Here is a 19,495-nt window from a genome sequence, read left to right as displayed (position 1 = left end):
GTGAAAGTAGGTTATCGTCAGGCTTGTTATTCGAAAAAACCCCCATCGGTGATCCGGTGGGGGTTTTTTTACGTCCATTGATTTTATGCATGGCATCGACCGCGTGCCACCTTGAAAGGAATATCTTGTCTGCCTTGCATACACTGGAACAATTACGCGCTGGTCAACTGGCTGGTGTGCGTCGGCTGAAGCTGTCCTGCGGCTTGACGGAATTCCCCCGCGAAATCTTCGACCTGGCCGACAGTCTGGAAATCCTCGATTTGTCGGGCAATGCGCTGTCCTCGCTGCCCGACGATTTACCGCGCCTGCACCAGCTGCGCATCATTTTTTGCTCGGATAACCTGTTCACCACCTTGCCAACCGTGCTCGGTTCCTGCCCTGCGCTGGAAATGATCGGCTTCAAGGCGAACCGCATACGCCACGTGTCGGCCGCAGCCTTGCCGCCCGTCCTGCGCTGGCTGACCCTCACCGATAACGCCATCGAATCCATGCCGGATGAGCTGGGCAAGTGCGGGCAATTGCAGAAACTCATGCTGGCGGGAAATTGCCTGAGCAACTTGCCGGCATCGCTGGTGAACTGCCGCAAGCTGGAACTGGTGCGCATCGCCGCCAATCGCTTCACGGCGCTGCCCGATTGCCTGCTGTCCCTGCCACGCCTGGGCTGGCTTGCCTATGCAGGCAATCCCTGCACGGAGGCGCGTGAACTGGCAGCCCTGAGCGGCGCCGCTACGGCGGGCGTGGCCTGGCAGCGCCTGAAACTGGCGCAGCAGCTGGGCGAGGGGGCGTCGGGCGTGATTTATCGCGCCCGCCTCGATGATGCCGAGTATGTCGCGGTGAAAGTGTTCAAGGGGGCGATGACCAGCGATGGCTTGCCGCGCAGCGAGATGGCCGCCTGTGTCGGCGCGGGGGCGCATCCGGGCCTGATTCCCATCCTGGGCACTATCGATGCGCATCCGCAGAGGGCGTCCGGGCTCGTCATGCCGCTCATCGATGCGGCCTACCGCAACCTGGCCGGCCCGCCCAGCCTGGCATCATGCACGCGTGACGTGTATGCCGAGGGCGTAAGCTTTGACGCAGTGCAAGCCCTGGCCATTGCCCGGGGCATCGCCTCGGCCGTGTGCCAGCTGCATGCGCACGGCATCGTGCATGGCGACTTGTATGCACACAATATCCTGCATGCGGACGGTGGCGCCTGCCTGCTGGGCGACTTCGGCGCAGCGTCCATGTTTGCGCCAGGCACGCCGCAAGGGGACTTGCTGCAGGGCATGGAGGCGCGCGCCTTTGGCGTGTTGCTGGGCGAGCTGATTGCGCACTGTGCGGCACCCTTGCCGGCCATGCAGGTCTTGCAGCAGGCGTGCCTGCAGGAAGAAATGTCGCGGCGGCCCTTGTTTGCCGAGATCGAACGGCAGCTGCTGGCCATGCGCCAGGCATAAAAAATGGCGCAGCCTTCGCAGGCTGCGCCATTTTAATGTCAGACAGGCAAGATTCAGCCGGCGACTGGCTCTTCTTTTTCCGGCAGGGCGATCTGGTTGTCGACGCTGAACTGGTAGTCCTTGAAGACGTGTTCGGCCGTCAGGATCTGGTATTCGCCGTTGTCGAGCTTATGCGTGGTGTCCTTCAGGCGATACGTGTAGTGGCCGCAGGTCCAGCAGTTGAAGTTGCGCATGTGGGTACACAGGCAAGTCTTGTCCATCACGACGACGGTCTTTTGCTCCGGGTGGGCAGCGACTTCGCGGTTGTACGAGTTGATGTACGCGCAGTTGCCTGTCGCGTCGAGCAGGTAGCCATACGATTCGCAGCCTGGACGGATGCCAGCGCCGATGGCGGGCGTGTTTTTCAGCATGCGCATCGGGTAGCCGGTCGGCGAGACGCCGTTGACGATGATGTCTTCTTCCGAGGCCTTGTAGTATTCCTGCTTGACCTTGTTCGGCAAGCCGCATTCCTTGGTGACGGTAAAGCGCGTCGCCACTTGCACGCCGGCCGCGCCCGCTTCCAGGAAGGAGACGGCATCGCTGCCCGTGAAGATGCCGCCGGCGGCGATCAGCGGGATGTCCAGCTGTTCGGCTTTCAGGTAGGCCAGCAGTTCCGCCGTGATCGTGTGCAGGTCGTAATTGGCCCAGTCCATGCCGAAACCCAGGTGGCCGCCGGCCAATGGTCCTTCGACGATGATGAAGTCGGGCAAACGGTCCAGCTTGGCGTTCTTGCGCAGGAAAATCTGCAGGGCGCGCACGGACGAGACGATGATGCCCAGCTTGGCATCGCGGAAACGCGGATGGTCGGCCATCAGGGCAAACGAGCCGAAGTGCAAGCCGGCGGACAGGGTGATGCCGTCGATACCCGCGTCCAGTGCCGCATTCAGGCGCACGCGCAAGGTTTCGCGGGGGCCGTTCATGGTCAGCTTTTCCATGCAGTTGACGAAGATCAAGCCATCGCCTTTTTTCGCTTCCATGGTGCGGCCGATATGCAGGCGCTGCGCTTCCGCCAGGCGGCCCAGGTCGAACTGCACCACGGCCTTGTCGCTGTTATTGATGTTGAACTTGTACAGTTTCGTCTTGTCTTTGACGAAGGTGGTGTCGAAACGGCGATCCGACACGTCTTCCACCATGGCATCGGAGATATGGCCGATACCGTTCAGCCGGGCCGCTTCCAGGGCCAGCTCCGACGTGGAAATATCCACACCCATTCCGCCTATCATGATGGGCACATATTCTTTTTTGCCAAATCGCAGGCGGAAATCATCAACACGTTTCATTGCTATCCTTAGACTACCGTGGTTATCACTGAGCCAGATGTACGGTCATGCCCGCTGCCGGTCAGGCGAGCGGGCGCGCATGTAGCTGTGCACAGCTTCAATTCTACCCCAAGCGGGCGGGCTCTCCGAGGCAGAGCTTGCCGCCATGCCGGCGCAAGCGCAGGCCGGAGCGTGCGCATCATCGAAATTAATCGCGGAAATTGTTAAATTCCAGCGGCATGTCGGGCACGTCCTTGCGCAGCATGGCCATGGCCGCCTGCAGGTCGTCGCGCTTGGCGCCCGTGACGCGCACGGCTTCGCCCTGGATGCTCGCTTGCACTTTCATCTTGCTGTCCTTGATGACGCGCACGATTTTCTTGGCGTCATCCGATTCGATGCCATTCTTGATCTTGATGATCTGCTTGACCTTGTCGCCGCCGATCTTCTTGATGTCCCCTTCGTCGAGGAAGCGGACATCGACCTTGCGTTTGGTCAATTTGTTGGTCAGCACGTCGCGCACTTGGCTGAGCTGGAATTCCGAATCCGCGAACGCGGTCAATTCGTTTTCCTTGTGTTCGACGCGGGCATCGCTGCCCTTGAAATCGAAACGGGTCGAGATTTCCTTGTTGGATTGCTCGACTGCATTCTTGACTTCGATCATATCGGCTTCGGAGACTACGTCAAATGACGGCATGGTCTGTTCCTTTTCTTGTTAAAGCGAGCGCGCGCTCGGCGCGCTGGGCCTTGGCGGCTGATTCTGCGCCATGGGACGGCCCTGTTAAAGATGCGACATTTTAACGGACAACGGGCAAGTCGCCCTTGTCCTGAGGTGGTTTTTTGTCGCTTTCGCTCTATAATCGAGCAAAATTTCCCTATCCCATGCATCCAGAGCTCACCATCGAACACAATTACTCCCTCCAGCGCCTGAATACCTTCGGCATCACGGCCAATGCGGCCGCCTACGTACGCATTACTTCGCAGGCCGAGCTGCAGGCCGCACTGCAGGATCCCGCCCTGTCCGCCATGCCGCGCCTGATCCTGGGCGGCGGCAGCAACATCGTCCTGACCGGCGACTTTCCCGGTGTGGTGCTGCACATGGCCACGCGCGGCATGCGCCTGGCACAGGCGGATTTCGAGACGATACTCGTCACGGCCGCGGCCGGCGAAAACTGGCACGATTTCGTGCAGTGGACCCTGGCGCAAGGCGTGGGCGGGCTGGAAAACCTGTCGCTGATCCCCGGCACGGTGGGCGCGGCACCTATCCAGAATATCGGCGCGTATGGCGTTGAAATCAAGGATTATCTGCATAGCGTGAGCGTCATGCACAGCGCCAGCGGCATCGTCTTCAACATGGACCGCGAAGCTTGCCGCTTCGCCTACCGCGACAGCATCTTCAAGCAGGCGGACGGGCGCGAGCTGATCGTGCTGGAAGTGACGTTCGCCTTGCCGGCCGAGTGGCAGCCGAATTTGCGCTATGCGGAACTGGCGCAGGCCGTGGCCGAGCGCAATCTTGCCGAGCCGACAGCACAACAGGTGGCCGAGACGGTGATGGCGATCCGCCGCAGAAAATTGCCGGACCCGGCCGTCATCGGCAATGCGGGTAGCTTCTTCAAGAATCCGGTGGTGTCACGGGAGCAATGTCTTGCCTTGCTGGAACGTTTTCCTGCGCTGGTGCACCATGCGCAGCCCGATGGCACGGAAAAGCTGGCGGCCGGCTGGCTGATCGACCAGTGTGGCTGGAAGGGAAAAAACCTGGGGCCCGCGGGAGTGTATCCCAGGCAGGCGCTGGTTCTGGTGAATAATGGCGGCGCTCGTGGCGCGGACATTACCCGGCTGGCGGAAGCGATACAGGATGATGTAGAGGCGAAATATGGCGTGCGCCTGTCGCCCGAGCCTGTGTTTGTTTAATCTTCATCAAATCCATGCCTGAAAAAATGTTCAGGGCAAGGCGCATTGCCGAAGACAGTACGCATAGTACGGCGAGGCAGTGCAACGCAGCCATGGACGTTTTTTCTGCATGGATCAGCCGAAGTGGCAGACGTAATCCACGGTTTCGATTGTTTCAATATCAAAATGGCTATTGCCGGGGATTTTGAATTCCGTGCCGGCGCCATAGCTGTTCCACTCCGTCGCATCGGCCAGGCGCACCTTGCACAGGCCGCCGACGATTTCCATCGTTTCCGGCGCGCCCGTGTTGAAGCGCAACGATGACGCGAAGATCACGCCCACGCTTTTCTTCGTGCCATCGGCCAGGATGACGTTGTGCGACACGCACTTGCCGTCAAAGTAGATGTTCGATTTCTTGACGACGCTGACATTGTCCAGTTGTGTGCTCATGCTTCACTTTCCTTGGGGTTAAAAACTATTCGCTGGCGTCATCGGCGCTCAGCACGCTGTTGCGTCCGCCGCGCTTGGCCGCGTACAGGGCCTGGTCGGCGCGGTTGATCAGTTGCTCGATCGTCGTCCGTGGCGACGGCACCACCGTGGCCACGCCGATCGAGATGGTGACGATGCCGGTCGCCGCTGCCGGGTTCTCGATCTGCAAGCCTTCCAGATGGCGCCGGCAGGCTTCGGCGATCAGCAGCGCGCCGGCCGCTTCCGTTTCCGGCAGGATCAGGGCGAATTCCTCGCCGCCGTAGCGGGCCGCCAGGTCGGCAGGCCGCTTCAAATGTTCGGTCAACACGGCAGCCACCTTCTTCAGGCACAAGTCGCCCGGCAAATGGCCGTAGTGGTCGTTATAGCTCTTGAAATGGTCGATGTCGCATAGCAGCAGGCTCAAGGGTGTCTTGTCGCGCTGGCCCCGCTGCCATTCGAATTGCACGGTTTCATCGAAGCGGCGGCGGTTGGCGATGCCCGTCAAGCCGTCGAGGGCCGCGAGCTTCTGCAATTCAATATTCGCGTCGGCCAGGTTTTTTTGACTTTCACGCAGGAAACGAAATGCCTGGTCGCGCTGCAGCCGGCTGATGTGCGCGTTGGAATGGTAGCGTATGCGCGCCAGCAATTCCAGACGGTCCGGCAGTTTCACCACATAATCGTTGGCGCCGACGGCAAAGCTGTGCGCCTTCAGTTTCGGGTCGTCCTTGGCCGACAGCACGATCACCGGCACATGCGCGAGCGCCTCGTGTTCGCGGTACTGCTGGATCAAGCTGAAGCCGTCGATGCCCGGCATCACCAGGTCTTGCAGGATGACGGTAGGCTGCAAACGCAGCGCCGTGTCCAGCGCCTGGCTGGCGTCGGTCACATAGTGAAATTCGATATCCTGCTGGTCGCTCAGCATGCGCCGGATTGCCTCAGCAATGATCAACTGGTCGTCCACCAGCAGGACGCTGACCTTGAATTCGGTCAGCGCAGGCTCGGGCTGGGTGAAGCTGGAGGAAAATTCTGGCATTGCATTCTTTTCAGATGTTAGGGGAGGGCTCCCACCCATTGTTGAGTTTGGCGCCCAGGCGGCTGCGCAAGCTGGCGCCTATTCTATCCAATGGCAGGATGTATTGCGCCGCATCCAGTTCGGCCGCCGCGCGCGGCATGCCGTAGACGGCGCTGCTGGCCTGATCTTGCGCAATGGTGCTCTTGCCTGCGCGGCGCATGGCCAGCAAGCCGTCGCCGCCGTCGCGTCCCATGCCTGTGAGCAATACGCCGATGGCGTCGCCGCGCCAGTGCTGCGCCACGCAGTTGAAAAAGACGTCGACGGACGGGCGGTAGACATAGTCGCGTGGTGCTGCATCGTAACCCAAACGATAATTCTGATCTAGCAGCAAGTGATCATTGGTCTTGGCGATGAGCACCGTGCCCGATACCAGTTCGTCGCCGTCGGCGATCACGCGCACGGGCATGCTGAGCTGGTCGTCCAGCCATTTGGCGAAGTGCGAGGCGAAGGTTTCATCGATGTGCTGCACCACGACGATGGCGCAGCCGGGCGGCGCCGTCCAGCCGGACAGCACCTTGGCCACGGCCGAGGGGCCGCCCGTCGAGGCGCCGATGGCCACCAGCGTCGATACCTGGCCGTCGCCCCGTTCGCCGCCGTTGCCGTTCGCCTGGCGCGGCGGCGGTGCCTCGGCGCTGTGGCGTATCAGCTTGCCGATGGTCTTGATCTTGGCCAGCAGTTCGCTGTCGCCGCCCACCTCCCCCTGCAGCACGGGCGTGGCCGTGACGTCGAGCGCGCCCGCGCCCAGCGCGCGGAAGACCTGGTTGACATTGTCCTGCGGGCGGCCCGTGACGACCAGGATGGCGCACGGGCTTTGCTCCATGATCAGGCGCGTCGCTTCCACGCCATCCATCTCCGGCATGTTCAGGTCCATCAGGATCAGGTCGGGACGGTTGCCCTCGCACATGCGCACCGCTTCGAGCCCCGTGCGGGCGATCCACAGCACCTGGTGCTCCTGCGTGCTGGCGACCACCCGGCGCAGGGCCTCGGCAGCCATGGCGACATCGTTGGCAATGGCAATTTTCATGTATGACAGCTCATAAGCGGGCATCTCCTATCAGGTCGGCCACCGCGTCGAGCAAGGTCTCGTCGTGGAAGCTGCCTTTGGTCAGATAATAGTCGGCGCCGGCCGACAGGCCGCGCGCGCGGTCTTCCGGGCGGTCCTTGTACGAGACGATCATCACCGGCAGCTTGTGCAGGTGCAGGTCCTTCTTGATCAGCGAGACCAGTTCGATGCCGTCCATGCGCGGCATGTCGACGTCGGTGATCACCAGGTCATACTCGCCGCTGCGCACCACGTTCCAGCCGTCGATGCCGTCGATGGCCACGTCGACCTCGAAGCCGCGCGCCAGCAGCAGCTTGCGCTCCATTTCGCGCACCGTCAGCGAATCGTCAACGACGAGGATGCGCTTGGCGCGGCGCTGCTGCGCGTGACCGGCCTGCGCAAGCTGGTGCAGGCCGCCTTCGTGCAGCAGCTTGTCGATCGACAGCAGCAGATCGGGCACATCGAGGATCAGCACCGGCTCGCCGTCGTCGAGCAGGGCGGCGGCGGAAATGTCGCGCATCTTGCCGAAGATCGGATCAATGGCCTGCACGGCCAGGCTTTGCTCGCCGCGGATGGCGTCGACTACCAGCGCATAGCTTTGCTTGCCGCGGCCGATCACCACCACCGGCAGGTCGGTGGCGCCCGTATTCGCTTCGCCCAGCTCGAGCACCTGCGCGGCCGATACCAGGCCCAGGTGCTCGCCCTTGAGCTCGAAAAACTGCTTGTTTTCCAGGGTGTGGATGGCCGCCTGCGGTACGCGCACCACGCTTTCCACCTTGACGATGGGGATGGCGTAGGCTTCGCCGTGGATGTCGATCACCAGCGCGCGCACGATCGATTGCGTCAGCGGCAGGGTAATCAGGGCGCGAAAACCGCGGCCCGGCTCCGATTCCAGGCGCACCGTGCCGTTTTGCTGGCGTATCGTCTCGTGCACGATGTCGAGGCCCACGCCGCGTCCGGACAGCTGGTTGGCCGTGGCCTTCAGGCTGAAGGCGGGCAGGAACAGGAATTCCAGCAGTTCGCCCGGCGACAGCGCGGCCGCCATGGCGGGGCTGGCCATCTTGCGCTCGATGACGGACTGGCGGATTTTTTCCAGGTCGACGCCGCGCCCGTCGTCGCTGATTTCGATGCTCAGCATGCCGGCGCGGTGGCGCGCCTCCATGCGTATCGTGCCCAGCGCCTCCTTGCCCGCGTCGATGCGCTCGTACGGGCCTTCCATGCCATGGTCGATGGCATTCCTGAGCATGTGGTTCAGCGGGCTTTCGATCTTTGCCAGGATGTCGCGGTCGACCAGGGTGTCTTCGCCGTCGATTTCCAGCTGCACTTCCTTGCCCAGGCTGCGCGCCAGGTCGCGCACCATGCGCGGAAACGCGTGGATGCCGTCGCGGAAGGGGCGCATGCGCAGGGCCAGCACTTCGTCGACCATGCCCTGCGAGACGGCCAGCAGGCGCCGTTCATAGGTTTCGATGTCGGCGATGTGCTCGAGCATGAACTGCTTCAGGGGCTGCGTCTTTTGCAGCGTCAGCAGCGACTTTTCCATCAGGCCCGCGTCGCCCGAGCGGGAAATGGCGACGTGCAGGTGCTCGATGGCGGAAAACAGGCTGCTCTGGTTGCGCTTGAAGCGCTGCAGGGCGCCGATAAACGGATGCATCTGGTGCGCGTTGATGCGCGATTCGCTGGCCAGCGACAGCAGCTTGTCGAAATTTTGCGCCTGGGCCTTGGCTGGCGCGCTGGCGCCCGGCCGTGGCGCGGCGGCCGCCGTTTCTTCGCCGGCCAGGCCGCTGGCCACGGGGGCTTGCTGTTCAGCAACTTCCGCCGGCAATGGCGCCGGCACCGCTGGCGGGGCCGCAGGCAGGGCCGGCAGTTCCGGCAGCTCGCCGATGCCGGCGATGGCGTTCAGGGTCTGGTCGATCTGCGCCGCGTTGGCGGCCAGCCACGCTTCGGCGCCCGCATCGTCGAGCCGCGACAGCTGCACGATCAGGTCGACGCCCGACAGCAGCACATCGACCCGCTCCGGCGTGAGTTTCAGGCGTCCATGCTGGGCGGCAACAAAACTGTCTTCCATGCCGTGCGCCAGCTGCACCACCACCTGCAGGCCGACGATGGCGGCCGCGCCCTTGATCGAGTGCGCCGCGCGCATCATCGACTCGACGGCGGCCGCGTCGCCCGCATGGCGCTCCATGGCCAGCAAGCCGTCGGTGAGAATCTGGGTCTGGCTGTCCGCCTCCATGCGGAACAGGTCCAGCATGGAAAAGGCACTCAGGTCGCCGTGCTGGTCCTGGCTCATCGTAATAGTCTCGCAAGTTGAAAGCCGATCAGCGCCGTGTCCAGGCAGCCGATGCGCATGTCGCCCTCGGTGATGACGCAGGACAGGAAGCGCGACAGGCCCTTGTTGATGGTGGCCGCCGGCGCCTGTACGGCGCCCGACGCATAGCGCACGATGCCGTGCAGGTCGGCCACGGGCAGCGCGTAGGCCTGCTCTTCCCAGCGCATCAGCAGCAGCCGGGCGAACGTGTGGCGGCCGCGGGCCGGCGGCGCGCCCTGTTCGTCTATGCCCAGCAGGTGCGCCAGCGACATGCATGGATACAGCTTGCCGCTGATATTGACGATGCCCGCCAGGCCACGCCCGCTGCGGTGCGGCAGCACGTGCGGCCTGGCCTGCGGCGCCACCGAGTCGAACACCTGCGTGGGCAGCGCCAGCCATTCGCGGCCGATGCGAAATACCAGCGCCGAGCTGTCGCGCACTGCGCCGCCGCCGTCCAGCTGGCGGAAGTGGCTGGCCCATTCCTGCCGGTAGTGCGCGTCCACGGGGCGCTGCAGGTTGCGCTGGGCCGCGCCGGCGTATACCTCGCAGTTGCGGCAATGGACGTTGGCCGGCAGCTTTGGGCAGCTCTGGTCGCCGACCACGCCGATATGGTTCCAGCAGTCGTCGATGGCGGCGGGGGACTCGATGGCGATGAGGTTTGTCATGCTGCTTGCCCCTTAGTTGGACGCCTGGCGGCGCTGGTAGATGCGCGCCGCGCGCGCCTTCAGGGTGGCGGCGGCCGTATGGTTGCCATTGCGTTCGGCCAGCAGGGCCAGGTGGCACAGCGCCTCGTAATGGTCGGGCTGCAAGTAGATGCAGCGGCGCCAGTAATCGTCGGCCAGGTCCATCTTCCCGGCCAGTTCATTGATGATGCCCAGCATGAAATACGCTTCCGCCGCCTCGGGCACCCTCGCCAGGTGGGCGTGGCATTTTTCGCCGGCTTCGCGCAGCTGGCCACGGTCGGCCAGCAGGCGCGCCTCGGCCAGCAAATCGGCTGGCGCGGCCGGCGCCGGCGGGGACGACGGCACGGACACGGGCCGCGCGCGCGGCGCTGCAGGGCCGGCGGCGCGCGGTGGGACGGCAGGCGGCATGGCCGGCGGCACGCTGCGCAAGGCGTGGCGCGGCGCCACGGGCGCGACCTGCATGACGGACGCCCGCGGCGCGGCCTCCTTTTTCAGGGCGAAGGCCTGGCGGAACTGCAGCGGCGCAAAGCCGTTCTGGCAGAACGACGGCACTTCCGCATAGCCGGCCAGCAGCATGCCGTCGTCGGCCAGCAGGGCGGACAGGTTCGCGATGGCCGCGCGCGTGGTCGGTTTGTCGAAATAAATCAGCAGGTTGCGGCAGAAGATGACGTCGTAGTGGCGGCTGTAGGCGGCGATATCGAACTGCAGCAGATTGCCTTGCCGGAAAGTGACCTGCTCGCGCAGGGCGTCGATGATGCGGTAGGCGTCATCGGCCACGTGCGTGAAATAGCGTTCGCGGAAGGCCACGTCCTGGGCGCGGAAGGCGTTGCGGCCATAGATGCCGGCCTGCGCCCGCTCGATGCAGCCGGGACTGAGGTCGTAGGCGTCGATGCTGAACGCCTGTTTCGGCACGCCGCCGTCGCGCAGCGCCATGGCCATCGAATACGGTTCCTCGCCGCCGGCGCAGGGAATCGACAGGATGCGCGTGGCGCGCCCCCGTGCCCAGCGTTCCTGCACCAGTTCGACGGTGGCGTAGAACGCCTGCGGATCGCGGAACAACCACGACTCGGGCACCACCACCAGCTCGATCAGCTGCGTCATTTCCACCGGCGTGAGCGCCTGCAGGTAGGCTGCGCTGTCGCTAAAGCCCGTCTGCTCCATGCGCTGGCCGACGGCCCGCTCGGCCACCGATTTTGACACGGACAGGCCGGTGGCGCGGCGCAGCAGCGCTTGCGCCGTCATGCCGCGCTCCCGCCCTGGAACAGCAGCGCGCGCACGTCGGGCGGCAGCAGCTGCTGCAGTTCCACCAGCTGCACGATGCCGTCGGCGTCGCTGGCCACCTGGCCCAGGAAGGGCGCCATGGCCAGGCCGCTGTCTTCAAGCTTGTCGGTATCGATGTCGGCGATGCCGCGCACCTGCGAAGCGAGCAGGCCCAGGGCGTGCGTCGTCCCGCCGCCGGGCGCGCGGTAGTCGACGACGACGATGCGCGTGTCGAACTGCGCGGCGGCGGCCGGCAGTCCGGCCAGGCGCGCCAGGTCGATCACCGGCACGGGCACGCCGTGCAAGTCCATCAGCCCGGCCACGTAATCGGGCGTGAGCGGCAGCTGCTTCAGTTCCAGCAGCGGCAGCACGCGCACGATGCCGGCCAGCGGCAGGCCGTAGCGGTCGCGTCCGATGTGAAAGAGCAGTACTTTCATGGGATCAGATGGTCACGGCGAAGGTCGACACGCTCGACTGCAGGTCGCCCGCCGCATATTGCAGCTGGTGCACGGCTTCGCTGGTGGCTTTTAATGACTCCACCGTCTGCTGCGTGGCGTCATTGAGCTGCATCATGGTGTCGGAGATTTGCGAGGCGCCGATGGCCTGCGACTGCATGCCTTGCAGCACGGCGTCGAACTGCGGCGTGAGTTTCTGCACCTGGTCCATGACGGACGACAGCTGCTCGGCCACTTGGCGCACTTCGCCCACGCTGCGGCGAATTTCCTCCGAGAATTTATCCATGCCCATCACGCTGGCCGACACGGCAGATTGCATTTCCTTCAACATTTGCTCGATATCCCAGGTGGAGACCGAGGTCTGGTCGGCCAGGCGGCGGATTTCCGTCGCCACGACGGAAAAGCCGCGGCCCGCCTCGCCCGCCTTTTCCGCCTCGATGGCGGCGTTCAGCGACAGGATGTTGGTCTGGTCGGCTACTTTCGTGATGGTGATCAGTACGCTGTTGATATTGCTGGCCTTTTCCGACAGGGCGGCCAGCTTGGCGTTGATGGAATCGGTGGCCGAGACCATATGCTGCATGGTCGAATCCATGCGCTTGAGGTTGTTTTGCGCTTCGGCCGTCGCGTTCGTCGTGTAGTCGGCCACGGCGGTGGCGTCTTCCATGGTTTTGAGCAACTGGCTCGTGTTGGCCGAAATTTCCTTGGTGGTGCTGAGAATTTCCACGCTCGTTTGCGCTTGCTCAATACCCGTGGCTTCCTGCTGGCGCGCCGAGGCGGCAATTTCCGTGGCCGACGTCGTCACCTGGATGCCGGCCTTCTGCACATTGTTGAGCAGGCTGCGCAGGTTTTCAAACATCTTCGCCAGGCCGTTGCCCAGCTGGCCGATGGCGTCGCTGCCCGTGATGCCGACCTTGCCCGTCAGGTCGCCCGAGGCCGCCTTGGATACCACTTCCAGCAGCGAATCGACCTTGGCGCGCAGGGTATTCGTGGCGGCCAGCTCATTGGCCTGGTTGTCCTGGATGGTTTGCGCCATGCGGTTGAATTCTTCCGTCACCTTGCCCAGTTCGTCGCGCGAGATGATGGCGGCGCGCGCGCCCTGTTCGCCGGCGGCGATGCGGCCGACGGCGTCCGTCAGGTTGTTCAGCGGACCGAGGATGGAACGGCCCAGCAGGTAGGCAATGCCCAGCGCCAGCACGACGCACAGCAGGCCGCCCAGGGCCAGCGTCAGCATCATGGTTTCCTGCAGTTTTGCCGTGTTGGCCGTGCGCTCGGCCAGCAGGCGCGATTCTTCCGCCGCCACTTCGTCGAGCAGCTTGTTGGCCTGTGCCACGGCCGGATAGCCCGATGGCGGCATGGTGCGCGCCACCGCTTCCGTGGCGCCCGGCGCATTGCCCAGCGCGCGGCGTTTTTCGATCAGGGGATTGATCCAGTCCTTGACCCAGGTGGTGGTCAGCTGGTCGATCTTGCGGAAGCGTTCCGACTGCACCTTGTTATCGGCCGTCATGGCGATGGCTTTTTGCGTGTGCTGGCTCAACACTCCGGTTTCATCCGTTTCCGGCGTCAGCGAGGTTTCATTGCCGGTCAGGATGTAGCCGCGGGTTTCGACCTGGATTTGCAGGATGGAATTGTGAATCTTGTCGATCTCGATCAATACTTCCATCGTGTGCCGGTCCCATGCATTGGCATCCGACAGGCGCGAAAAGCTGTTGTAGGCCACGCTCAGCAGGATCAGGATGATGGCCACGATCGAGCCGAAGCCCAGGTACAGTTTATTCTTGATACTCAGGTCTTTGAACATGGTGGCTCCGGAAGCGGGAAGTTTTCGACTAAGAGCGCCTAACAGAACCGTAGCGAGCGGCAGCGAGTTGCGGCTGAGAAGCGCAACTGTGCGCATGCACAGTGAGCATCGCAGGCCGCAAATCGCGACGCGCAGTAGGTTATGTTAGGTGCTCTAAATTGCACTGTAGCATTTTGCCATGCAGACAGCAAAATGGGGGCGATGTCGGCACGTGCACGGCCGTAAATCGCGGCCGAGTGCGCTCCAGACGTAAAAAAGCCGCCCGGGGGCGGCTTTTGCTGGTGCGGGAGGCGGTGCCTCCCGGCAATTACTTCTGGCCCCGTTTTTCGCGGGCGATGGCGGCGATGCGCATGCGCAAGGCGTTCAGCTTGATGAAGCCGCCGGCGTCGGCCTGGTTGTAGGCGCCGCCGTCTTCGTCGAAGGTGGCGATGTTCATGTCGAACAGCGAATCGGTCTTCGAATCGCGCGACACGACGATGACATTGCCCTTGTACAGCTTGATGCGTACCCAGCCGTTCACGGTTTCCTGCGTGTGGTCGATCAGGGTTTGCAGGGCCACGCGCTCGGGCGCCCACCAGTAGCCGTTGTAGATCATCGAAGCGTAGCGCGGCATCAGGTCATCTTTCAGATGGGCAACTTCGCGGTCCAGGGTGATCGATTCGATGGCGCGGTGGGCCTTGAGCATGATGGTGCCGCCCGGGGTTTCATAGCAGCCGCGCGATTTCATGCCGACGTAGCGGTTTTCCACCAGGTCCAGGCGTCCCACGCCATGCTTGCCGCCAACTTTGTTCAGTTCTGCCAGCACGGTGGCCGGCGACATGCGCACGCCGTTGATGGCGACGATGTCGCCTTTTTCGTATTCGATGTCCAGGTATTCCGCCTCGTCCGGCGCCTTTTCAGGGCTGACGGTCCAGCGCCACATGGTTTCTTCCGCTTCGGCGCTCGGGTTTTCCAGGTGGCGGCCTTCAAAGCTGATGTGCAGCAAGTTGGCGTCCATCGAGTACGGCGCGCCGCCGTTCTTGTGCTTCATGTCGATTTCGATGCCGGCGTCTTCCGCGTATTTCAGCAGTTTTTCGCGCGACAGCAGGTCCCACTCGCGCCATGGGGCGATGATCTTCACGCCCGGCTTGAGCGCATAGGCACCCAGTTCGAAACGCACCTGGTCGTTGCCCTTGCCGGTGGCGCCGTGCGAAATGGCGTCGGCGCCCGTGGCGTTGGCGATTTCGATCAGGCGCTTGGCGATCAAAGGACGGGCGATCGAGGTGCCCAGCAGGTATTCGCCTTCATACACGGTATTGGCGCGGAACATCGGGAAGACGAAATCGCGCACGAATTCCTCGCGCACGTCTTCGATGTGGATGTTTTCCGGCTTGATGCCGAACTTGATGGCCTTGGCGCGTGCCGGTTCCAGTTCCTCGCCCTGGCCCAGGTCGGCCGTGAAGGTGACGATTTCGCACTGGTAGTTATCTTGCAGCCATTTCAGGATGACGGAGGTGTCGAGTCCGCCGGAATAGGCCAGGACTACTTTTTTAATGTCGCTCATATTGCTTCCAGTTGTCGTTGTCGATGTATGTGGTGCGATGCTGCCGGGATTTCTGCAATTCCAGGCGAATTATTGGATTTTACCGAGTAACAGGTATTCGATCAGCGCTTTTTGCACGTGCAGGCGGTTTTCCGCCTCGTCCCACACGACCGATTGCGGGCCGTCGATGACTTCGGCGGCCACTTCCTCGCCCCGGTGCGCAGGCAGGCAGTGCATGAACAGGGCGTCGGGCGCGGCGCGGGCCATCTTTGCGCCGTCGACGATCCAGCCGTCGAAGGCGGCAATGCGGGCCGCGTTTTCCGCTTCGTAGCCCATGCTGGTCCACACGTCCGTGTTCACCAGGTGCGCGCCTGCGCAGGCGTCGGACGGGTTGTCAAAGAAAGTGTAGCGCGCCGTCTTGACTTGCGCCAGGTCAATGTCATAGCCCTTCGGCGTCGACACGTTGACGTGGAAGCCGAATACCTCGGCCGCCTGCAGCCACGAGTACAGCATGTTGTTGGCGTCGCCGATCCAGGCGACGACCTTGCCGGCGATCGAGCCGCGGTGTTCGATGTAGGTGAAGATATCGGCAAACACCTGGCACGGGTGGTGTTCATTGGTCAGACCGTTGATCACGGGCACGCGTGAATTGGCGGCGAAACGCTCGATGATGTCCTGGCCGAAGGTGCGCACCATGATGATGTCGCACATGCGCGACATGACCTGGCCCGCGTCTTCCACCGGCTCGCCGCGGCCCAGCTGGGAGTCGCGCGTGTTCAGGTAGATGGCGGCGCCGCCCAGCTGGTGCATGCCGGCCTCGAAAGACAGGCGCGTGCGCGTGGAATTCTTTTCAAAGACCATCACCAGGGTGCGGTCGATCAGTGGATGGTAGATTTCGTAATTCTTGAACTTGCGCTTGATCAGATGGGCGCGTTCGATCACGTATTCATACTCGTCCAACGTGAAATCGGAGAACTGGAGGTAGTGCTTGATCGGTTTTTTTGTCGACATAATGACCACTTGAAGATGCGCAGGCCGCCGGCGGCGTGCCTTTCCCGCCGGCTTGCATCAGCTGAAACCTCTCTCGCTGATGACGGCCTTGCCCGGCGCGCTGCTGTGTTGATCGTCGTCCGCGCACGCTGGCGGCGCGGAACGATGCGGTTTGCCACGTTGAAAATAATGCAATGGCAGGGACTTCAGCCGTTCAATTATAAGGGTTTTGCTTTTAGATTGGAAAGTCCGTCCGGACGGGTACTTGTATAGGCAAGCAAGCCCGTCCTCGCCGCATGCTAGTAGATGCTGGCCGGCGCGGCGGCGTCGAGCTGGGGCGCCACCAGCGGCAAGTCCAGGGTGAAGCGCGTGCCGGCCGGGCTGCTGGCCACCTCGATGGTGCCGCCCAGCAGGGCCGTGACGATGTTATAGCTGATCGACAAGCCGAGGCCGCTGCCGCCCTGGCCCAGCTTGGTGGTAAAGAAGGGGTCGAAGATGCGCGACAGGTGCTGTTTCGCGATGCCGCCGCCATTGTCGGCAAACACGATCTGCACGCGGGCCCCGTCGAGCGTGGCGGACAGGCGCATGCAGCCCGTGCCGGCGGCGCCGTCGTTGGGCGCGGGGGCGAAGGCGTGCAGCAGGGCGTTGTTGATCAGATTGGTGATCACCTGGCCGAACGGCCCCGGATAGCTGTCCATGGCGATGCCGAAACCGATCTCCATCTCGATGCGGTGGCCCGAGCCGCGGATGCGGTTCATGACGGTGGCGATGATTTCATTGCTCACTTGCTGCAGATCAAACTGGCGCCGCTGCTCGGTGGTGCGGTCGACGGCCACCTGCTTGAAGCTGTTGACCAGGTCGGCCGCGCTGTGCAGGCCGCGCATCACCAGCGCCGCCGCCTTGCCCGCATCGTCGATGTAGGCGGCCAGGTCGGAGCGGCGCAGGCCGGGACCGTTCATCAGGCGTTCCACGTCCTCCGTCTTTTGCTGCATGGTGCTGGCGATCAGCAGGCTGTTGCCGATCGGGGTATTGAGCTCATGCGCCACGCCGGCCATCAGCGAGCCGAGGGCGGCCAGTTTTTCCTGCGACACCAGTTGCGCCTGGGCATCTTGCAGCTGGCGGTAGGCGCTGGCGTTGTCGAGCGCGATGGCGCCATACGCACACAGGGTGCGGAAGATCAGGCGCTCGCGCTCGCCATACGCGTCGGCATGGCAAGCCTGCACCGTCATCACGCCCAGCACGCGCTCGCCCACCGTCAAGGGCACGTACAGCACGCTCTGGTTATGCAGGGTGCCGGGCACCGTGTAGGCATGGCGCTTGGGCGGCACCTGGGCGATATACACTTCGCGCCGGCCCAGCAGGCAGCGCACGGAATAGGCGCGCGGATTGCTCAGCGGAATGGCGTTGTCGGGCAGGGGACGGCCCGCTTCCATGCCGTGCGCGCGCCGCAGCGCCGTGCCGGCAGGATCGAGCATGTAGACGGCGAAGGTGTTGACTGGAAGCAATGCGTGCACATGGCGGTCCAGCACCTGGAACACGGCGCCGGCGTCGAGGTGGGTGGTGATTTCCTGGCCGATGGCCGACAGGCGCTCCAGGGTGTCGCTGGTCTGCTGCAGCACTTCGGCGCGGCGCGCCTCGGAGGCGGCCAGTTCGCGGTGGTGATAGCCTTCCGAGCGCGCGTGCTCCGTCTGGTGGTAGACCTGCATGGCCGTGGCGCGGTTGTTCGCCTGCTGGGTGTGGCTTTTTTCGCGCGCCACGCCCGCGTCGAGCGCGATATCGTAGGCGCGCGCATAGTCGCCCGCGTGCGCATATTCGCGCGCCAGCGCATCGAGCAGTTCGCCGGGCGGCACATAGCCGTCGATGGAGGCGGCCACCTGCAGCGCCTGGTGCAGGAAATGCAGGGCCGGATTGCGTTCCTGCATGCCGGGCGGCGGCGGCAAGTCGTGGCGCGCATGCAGCATGGCCAGCACGCGCAGCGCCGCCACCTGGTGCATGGCGTCGCCCTGGGCGGCGGCCAGCTGGCACGCCCGCTGCGCCGCCTGGTGCGCCTCCTCCGGGCGGTCCAGGTAGGACAGCGCGTGCGCGCTGCCGCGCTGCGCCACGCTGCGGAAATCCGCTTGCCCCAGCGCTTCGGCGCGCTGCGCCAGGCGGCTGAAGGCGTCGAGCGCCGTATCGTAGTCGCCCTTGTCCAGGCTCAGTTCGCCCAAGTGCAGCAGGGCGTTGGCATAGGTGCGCGCGCCCGTGACGGGCGCCAGGGTCTGCAGCGCTTCGCGCAGCAATTCCTCGGCGGCGGCCAGGCGCCCCAGTTTGCGCAGGGTTTCGGCCGCATGCGTCTGGCAAGCTCCGATGCTGCGCGGCCAGCCTGTCGGGCGCGCCAGGTCCAGTGCGCACTGCATCCATTCCAGCGCCGATTCGTGGTCGTTCAGGCTGGCGAAGCAGTCGCCGATATTGATGGCGGCCGTGATGGCGCCGCGCAGCTGGCCGCTTTCCAGCGCCGCCTCATAGCTTTGCATGTAATGGCCGGCGGCCGTGCCCAGGTCGCGCGAGGTATGCGCCAGCAAGCCGTGGAAGTCGTGCACCCAGGTAGCCAGCGGCGCGGGCAGCTTGCCGCCGTCGGCCGGAAACTGCCTGCCCCAGCGGGCCTGGGCGGCTGGCGCATCGTGCAGGACGGCCCAGCGCGCCGTTGCCGCGTCGGCCAGGCTGGCGCGCAAGGCGTCGCCGGCGCGGCGCGCCTGCTCGGCCGCCGCCTGCAGTTCCGCATCGCGGCGCGCATGGTCGCCCCGGTCGACGGCGATCGAGGACAGCAGCCAGTGGGCGTCGGCGCAGGCGGCGCCGTTGCCGTGCGCACACGAGATGGCCTGCGCGGCCAGCGCCAGGCTTTCTGCCGCATCGAGCGAACCTTGCAGCCATGCTACTTCCGCCTGCACCAGCTGCAGGCGCGCACGCGCCTGTTCCAGTGCGGCCGGTTCCAGCCCGGCCAGTGGCAGCAATAAATGGGCTTCCTCGCTCAGCGCAATGGCTCTGGCGCAATTACGCTGGCGCAAATGCCAGGACAGCAACAGCAGCAGCGGGACGCGCCCGGCGCCGCGCAACGGCAGCAAGGCACTGTCCCACTGTGCTACGTCATGTTCGAGCGCGAACATTTCCATTCAAGCATACTCCCCGCAAACAGTGGCGCCAGCCTGCGACGGGACAGGCCATGCGTCACCGCATTGTAAGCTGCATTCAGGGGAATTGTTCAGTGTGCAGGACAGAATTGTGCGCCGCGCGCCGACACCGCGG

The 19,495-nt window shown here is 63.9% G+C and carries 15 protein-coding genes; 2 read left to right on the top strand and 13 right to left on the bottom strand.

Translation table 11 applies throughout. The features are described from left to right. Window positions 1-134 precede the first annotated feature (134 nt). The gene (locus AC07VI_RS23935) at window positions 135-1,433 is read left to right on the top strand and encodes a leucine-rich repeat-containing protein kinase family protein (protein ID WP_492996270.1); all 1,299 of its coding nucleotides are present in this window, start codon (window positions 135-137) and stop codon (window positions 1,431-1,433) included. Window positions 1,434-1,486: 53 nt separating this feature from the next. Here AC07VI_RS23935 and AC07VI_RS23930 read toward each other — a convergent pair whose 3' ends face one another. Both AC07VI_RS23930 and AC07VI_RS23925 read right to left on the bottom strand, forming a co-directional pair. After that, window positions 1,487-2,752 carry a nitronate monooxygenase gene (locus AC07VI_RS23930; protein WP_076573004.1) on the bottom strand — a complete coding sequence of 422 codons (1,266 nt, stop codon included), beginning with the start codon at window positions 2,750-2,752 and terminating at the stop codon, window positions 1,487-1,489. Between the two features lie 187 nt (window positions 2,753-2,939). Next, window positions 2,940-3,425: a YajQ family cyclic di-GMP-binding protein gene (locus AC07VI_RS23925; RefSeq protein ID WP_076573005.1), complete on the bottom strand. Its 486-nt coding sequence runs from the start codon at window positions 3,423-3,425 to the stop codon at window positions 2,940-2,942. A 185-nt stretch (window positions 3,426-3,610) separates the two neighbouring features. Here AC07VI_RS23925 and murB point away from each other — a divergent pair, with 185 nt between their 5' ends. Next, window positions 3,611-4,639 (top strand): UDP-N-acetylmuramate dehydrogenase, encoded by a 1,029-nt coding sequence (gene murB, locus AC07VI_RS23920; RefSeq protein WP_086148397.1) that lies wholly within the window; start codon window positions 3,611-3,613, stop codon window positions 4,637-4,639. Window positions 4,640-4,753: 114 nt separating this feature from the next. On the opposite strand, the gene ppnP is transcribed toward murB, so the two are convergent. From ppnP to AC07VI_RS23865, 11 genes are all read right to left on the bottom strand, one after another. After that, on the bottom strand, window positions 4,754-5,068 hold the full coding sequence (ppnP, locus tag AC07VI_RS23915) for a pyrimidine/purine nucleoside phosphorylase (protein WP_086148396.1): 315 nt from the start codon (window positions 5,066-5,068) through the stop codon (window positions 4,754-4,756). A gap of 25 nt (window positions 5,069-5,093) precedes the next feature. After that, window positions 5,094-6,119, bottom strand: coding sequence for a diguanylate cyclase (locus AC07VI_RS23910; protein ID WP_086148395.1), 1,026 nt, complete (start codon window positions 6,117-6,119; stop codon window positions 5,094-5,096). A 10-nt stretch (window positions 6,120-6,129) separates the two neighbouring features. After that, window positions 6,130-7,182, bottom strand: coding sequence for a chemotaxis-specific protein-glutamate methyltransferase CheB (cheB, locus tag AC07VI_RS23905; RefSeq protein WP_086148394.1), 1,053 nt, complete (start codon window positions 7,180-7,182; stop codon window positions 6,130-6,132). 10 nt (window positions 7,183-7,192) lie between these two features. Continuing rightward, on the bottom strand, window positions 7,193-9,487 hold the full coding sequence (locus tag AC07VI_RS23900; RefSeq protein ID WP_492993002.1) for a hybrid sensor histidine kinase/response regulator: 2,295 nt from the start codon (window positions 9,485-9,487) through the stop codon (window positions 7,193-7,195). Beyond that, window positions 9,484-10,170, bottom strand: a complete 687-nt coding sequence (locus tag AC07VI_RS23895) for a chemotaxis protein CheW (protein ID WP_086148392.1) — start codon at window positions 10,168-10,170, stop codon at window positions 9,484-9,486. The genes AC07VI_RS23900 and AC07VI_RS23895 overlap by 4 nt, the downstream gene beginning before the upstream one ends. A gap of 12 nt (window positions 10,171-10,182) precedes the next feature. Then, window positions 10,183-11,430 (bottom strand): CheR family methyltransferase, encoded by a 1,248-nt coding sequence (locus AC07VI_RS23890; RefSeq protein WP_492993004.1) that lies wholly within the window; start codon window positions 11,428-11,430, stop codon window positions 10,183-10,185. Beyond that, the gene (locus AC07VI_RS23885; protein WP_492993006.1) at window positions 11,427-11,885 is read right to left on the bottom strand and encodes a chemotaxis protein CheW; all 459 of its coding nucleotides are present in this window, start codon (window positions 11,883-11,885) and stop codon (window positions 11,427-11,429) included. Before AC07VI_RS23885 ends, AC07VI_RS23890 begins: the two co-directional genes overlap by 4 nt. Before the next feature lie 4 nt (window positions 11,886-11,889). After that, on the bottom strand, window positions 11,890-13,701 hold the full coding sequence (locus AC07VI_RS23880; protein ID WP_086146121.1) for a methyl-accepting chemotaxis protein: 1,812 nt from the start codon (window positions 13,699-13,701) through the stop codon (window positions 11,890-11,892). Between the two features lie 307 nt (window positions 13,702-14,008). Beyond that, entirely contained in the window at window positions 14,009-15,244 is a 1,236-nt protein-coding gene (locus AC07VI_RS23875; RefSeq protein WP_034759383.1) for an argininosuccinate synthase, read from the bottom strand. A gap of 69 nt (window positions 15,245-15,313) precedes the next feature. Next, a complete protein-coding gene (gene argF, locus AC07VI_RS23870; protein ID WP_086146120.1) occupies window positions 15,314-16,234 on the bottom strand; it encodes an ornithine carbamoyltransferase in 921 nt (306 codons plus the stop codon). Between the two features lie 278 nt (window positions 16,235-16,512). Then, the gene (locus AC07VI_RS23865) at window positions 16,513-19,356 is read right to left on the bottom strand and encodes an ATP-binding protein (RefSeq protein WP_492993009.1); all 2,844 of its coding nucleotides are present in this window, start codon (window positions 19,354-19,356) and stop codon (window positions 16,513-16,515) included. Between the last annotated feature and the right edge of the window lie 139 nt (window positions 19,357-19,495).

Source organism: Janthinobacterium sp. GW821-FHT03A03, from assembly GCF_059421435.1.
This window is presented reverse-complemented; position numbering and strand designations above follow the sequence as displayed.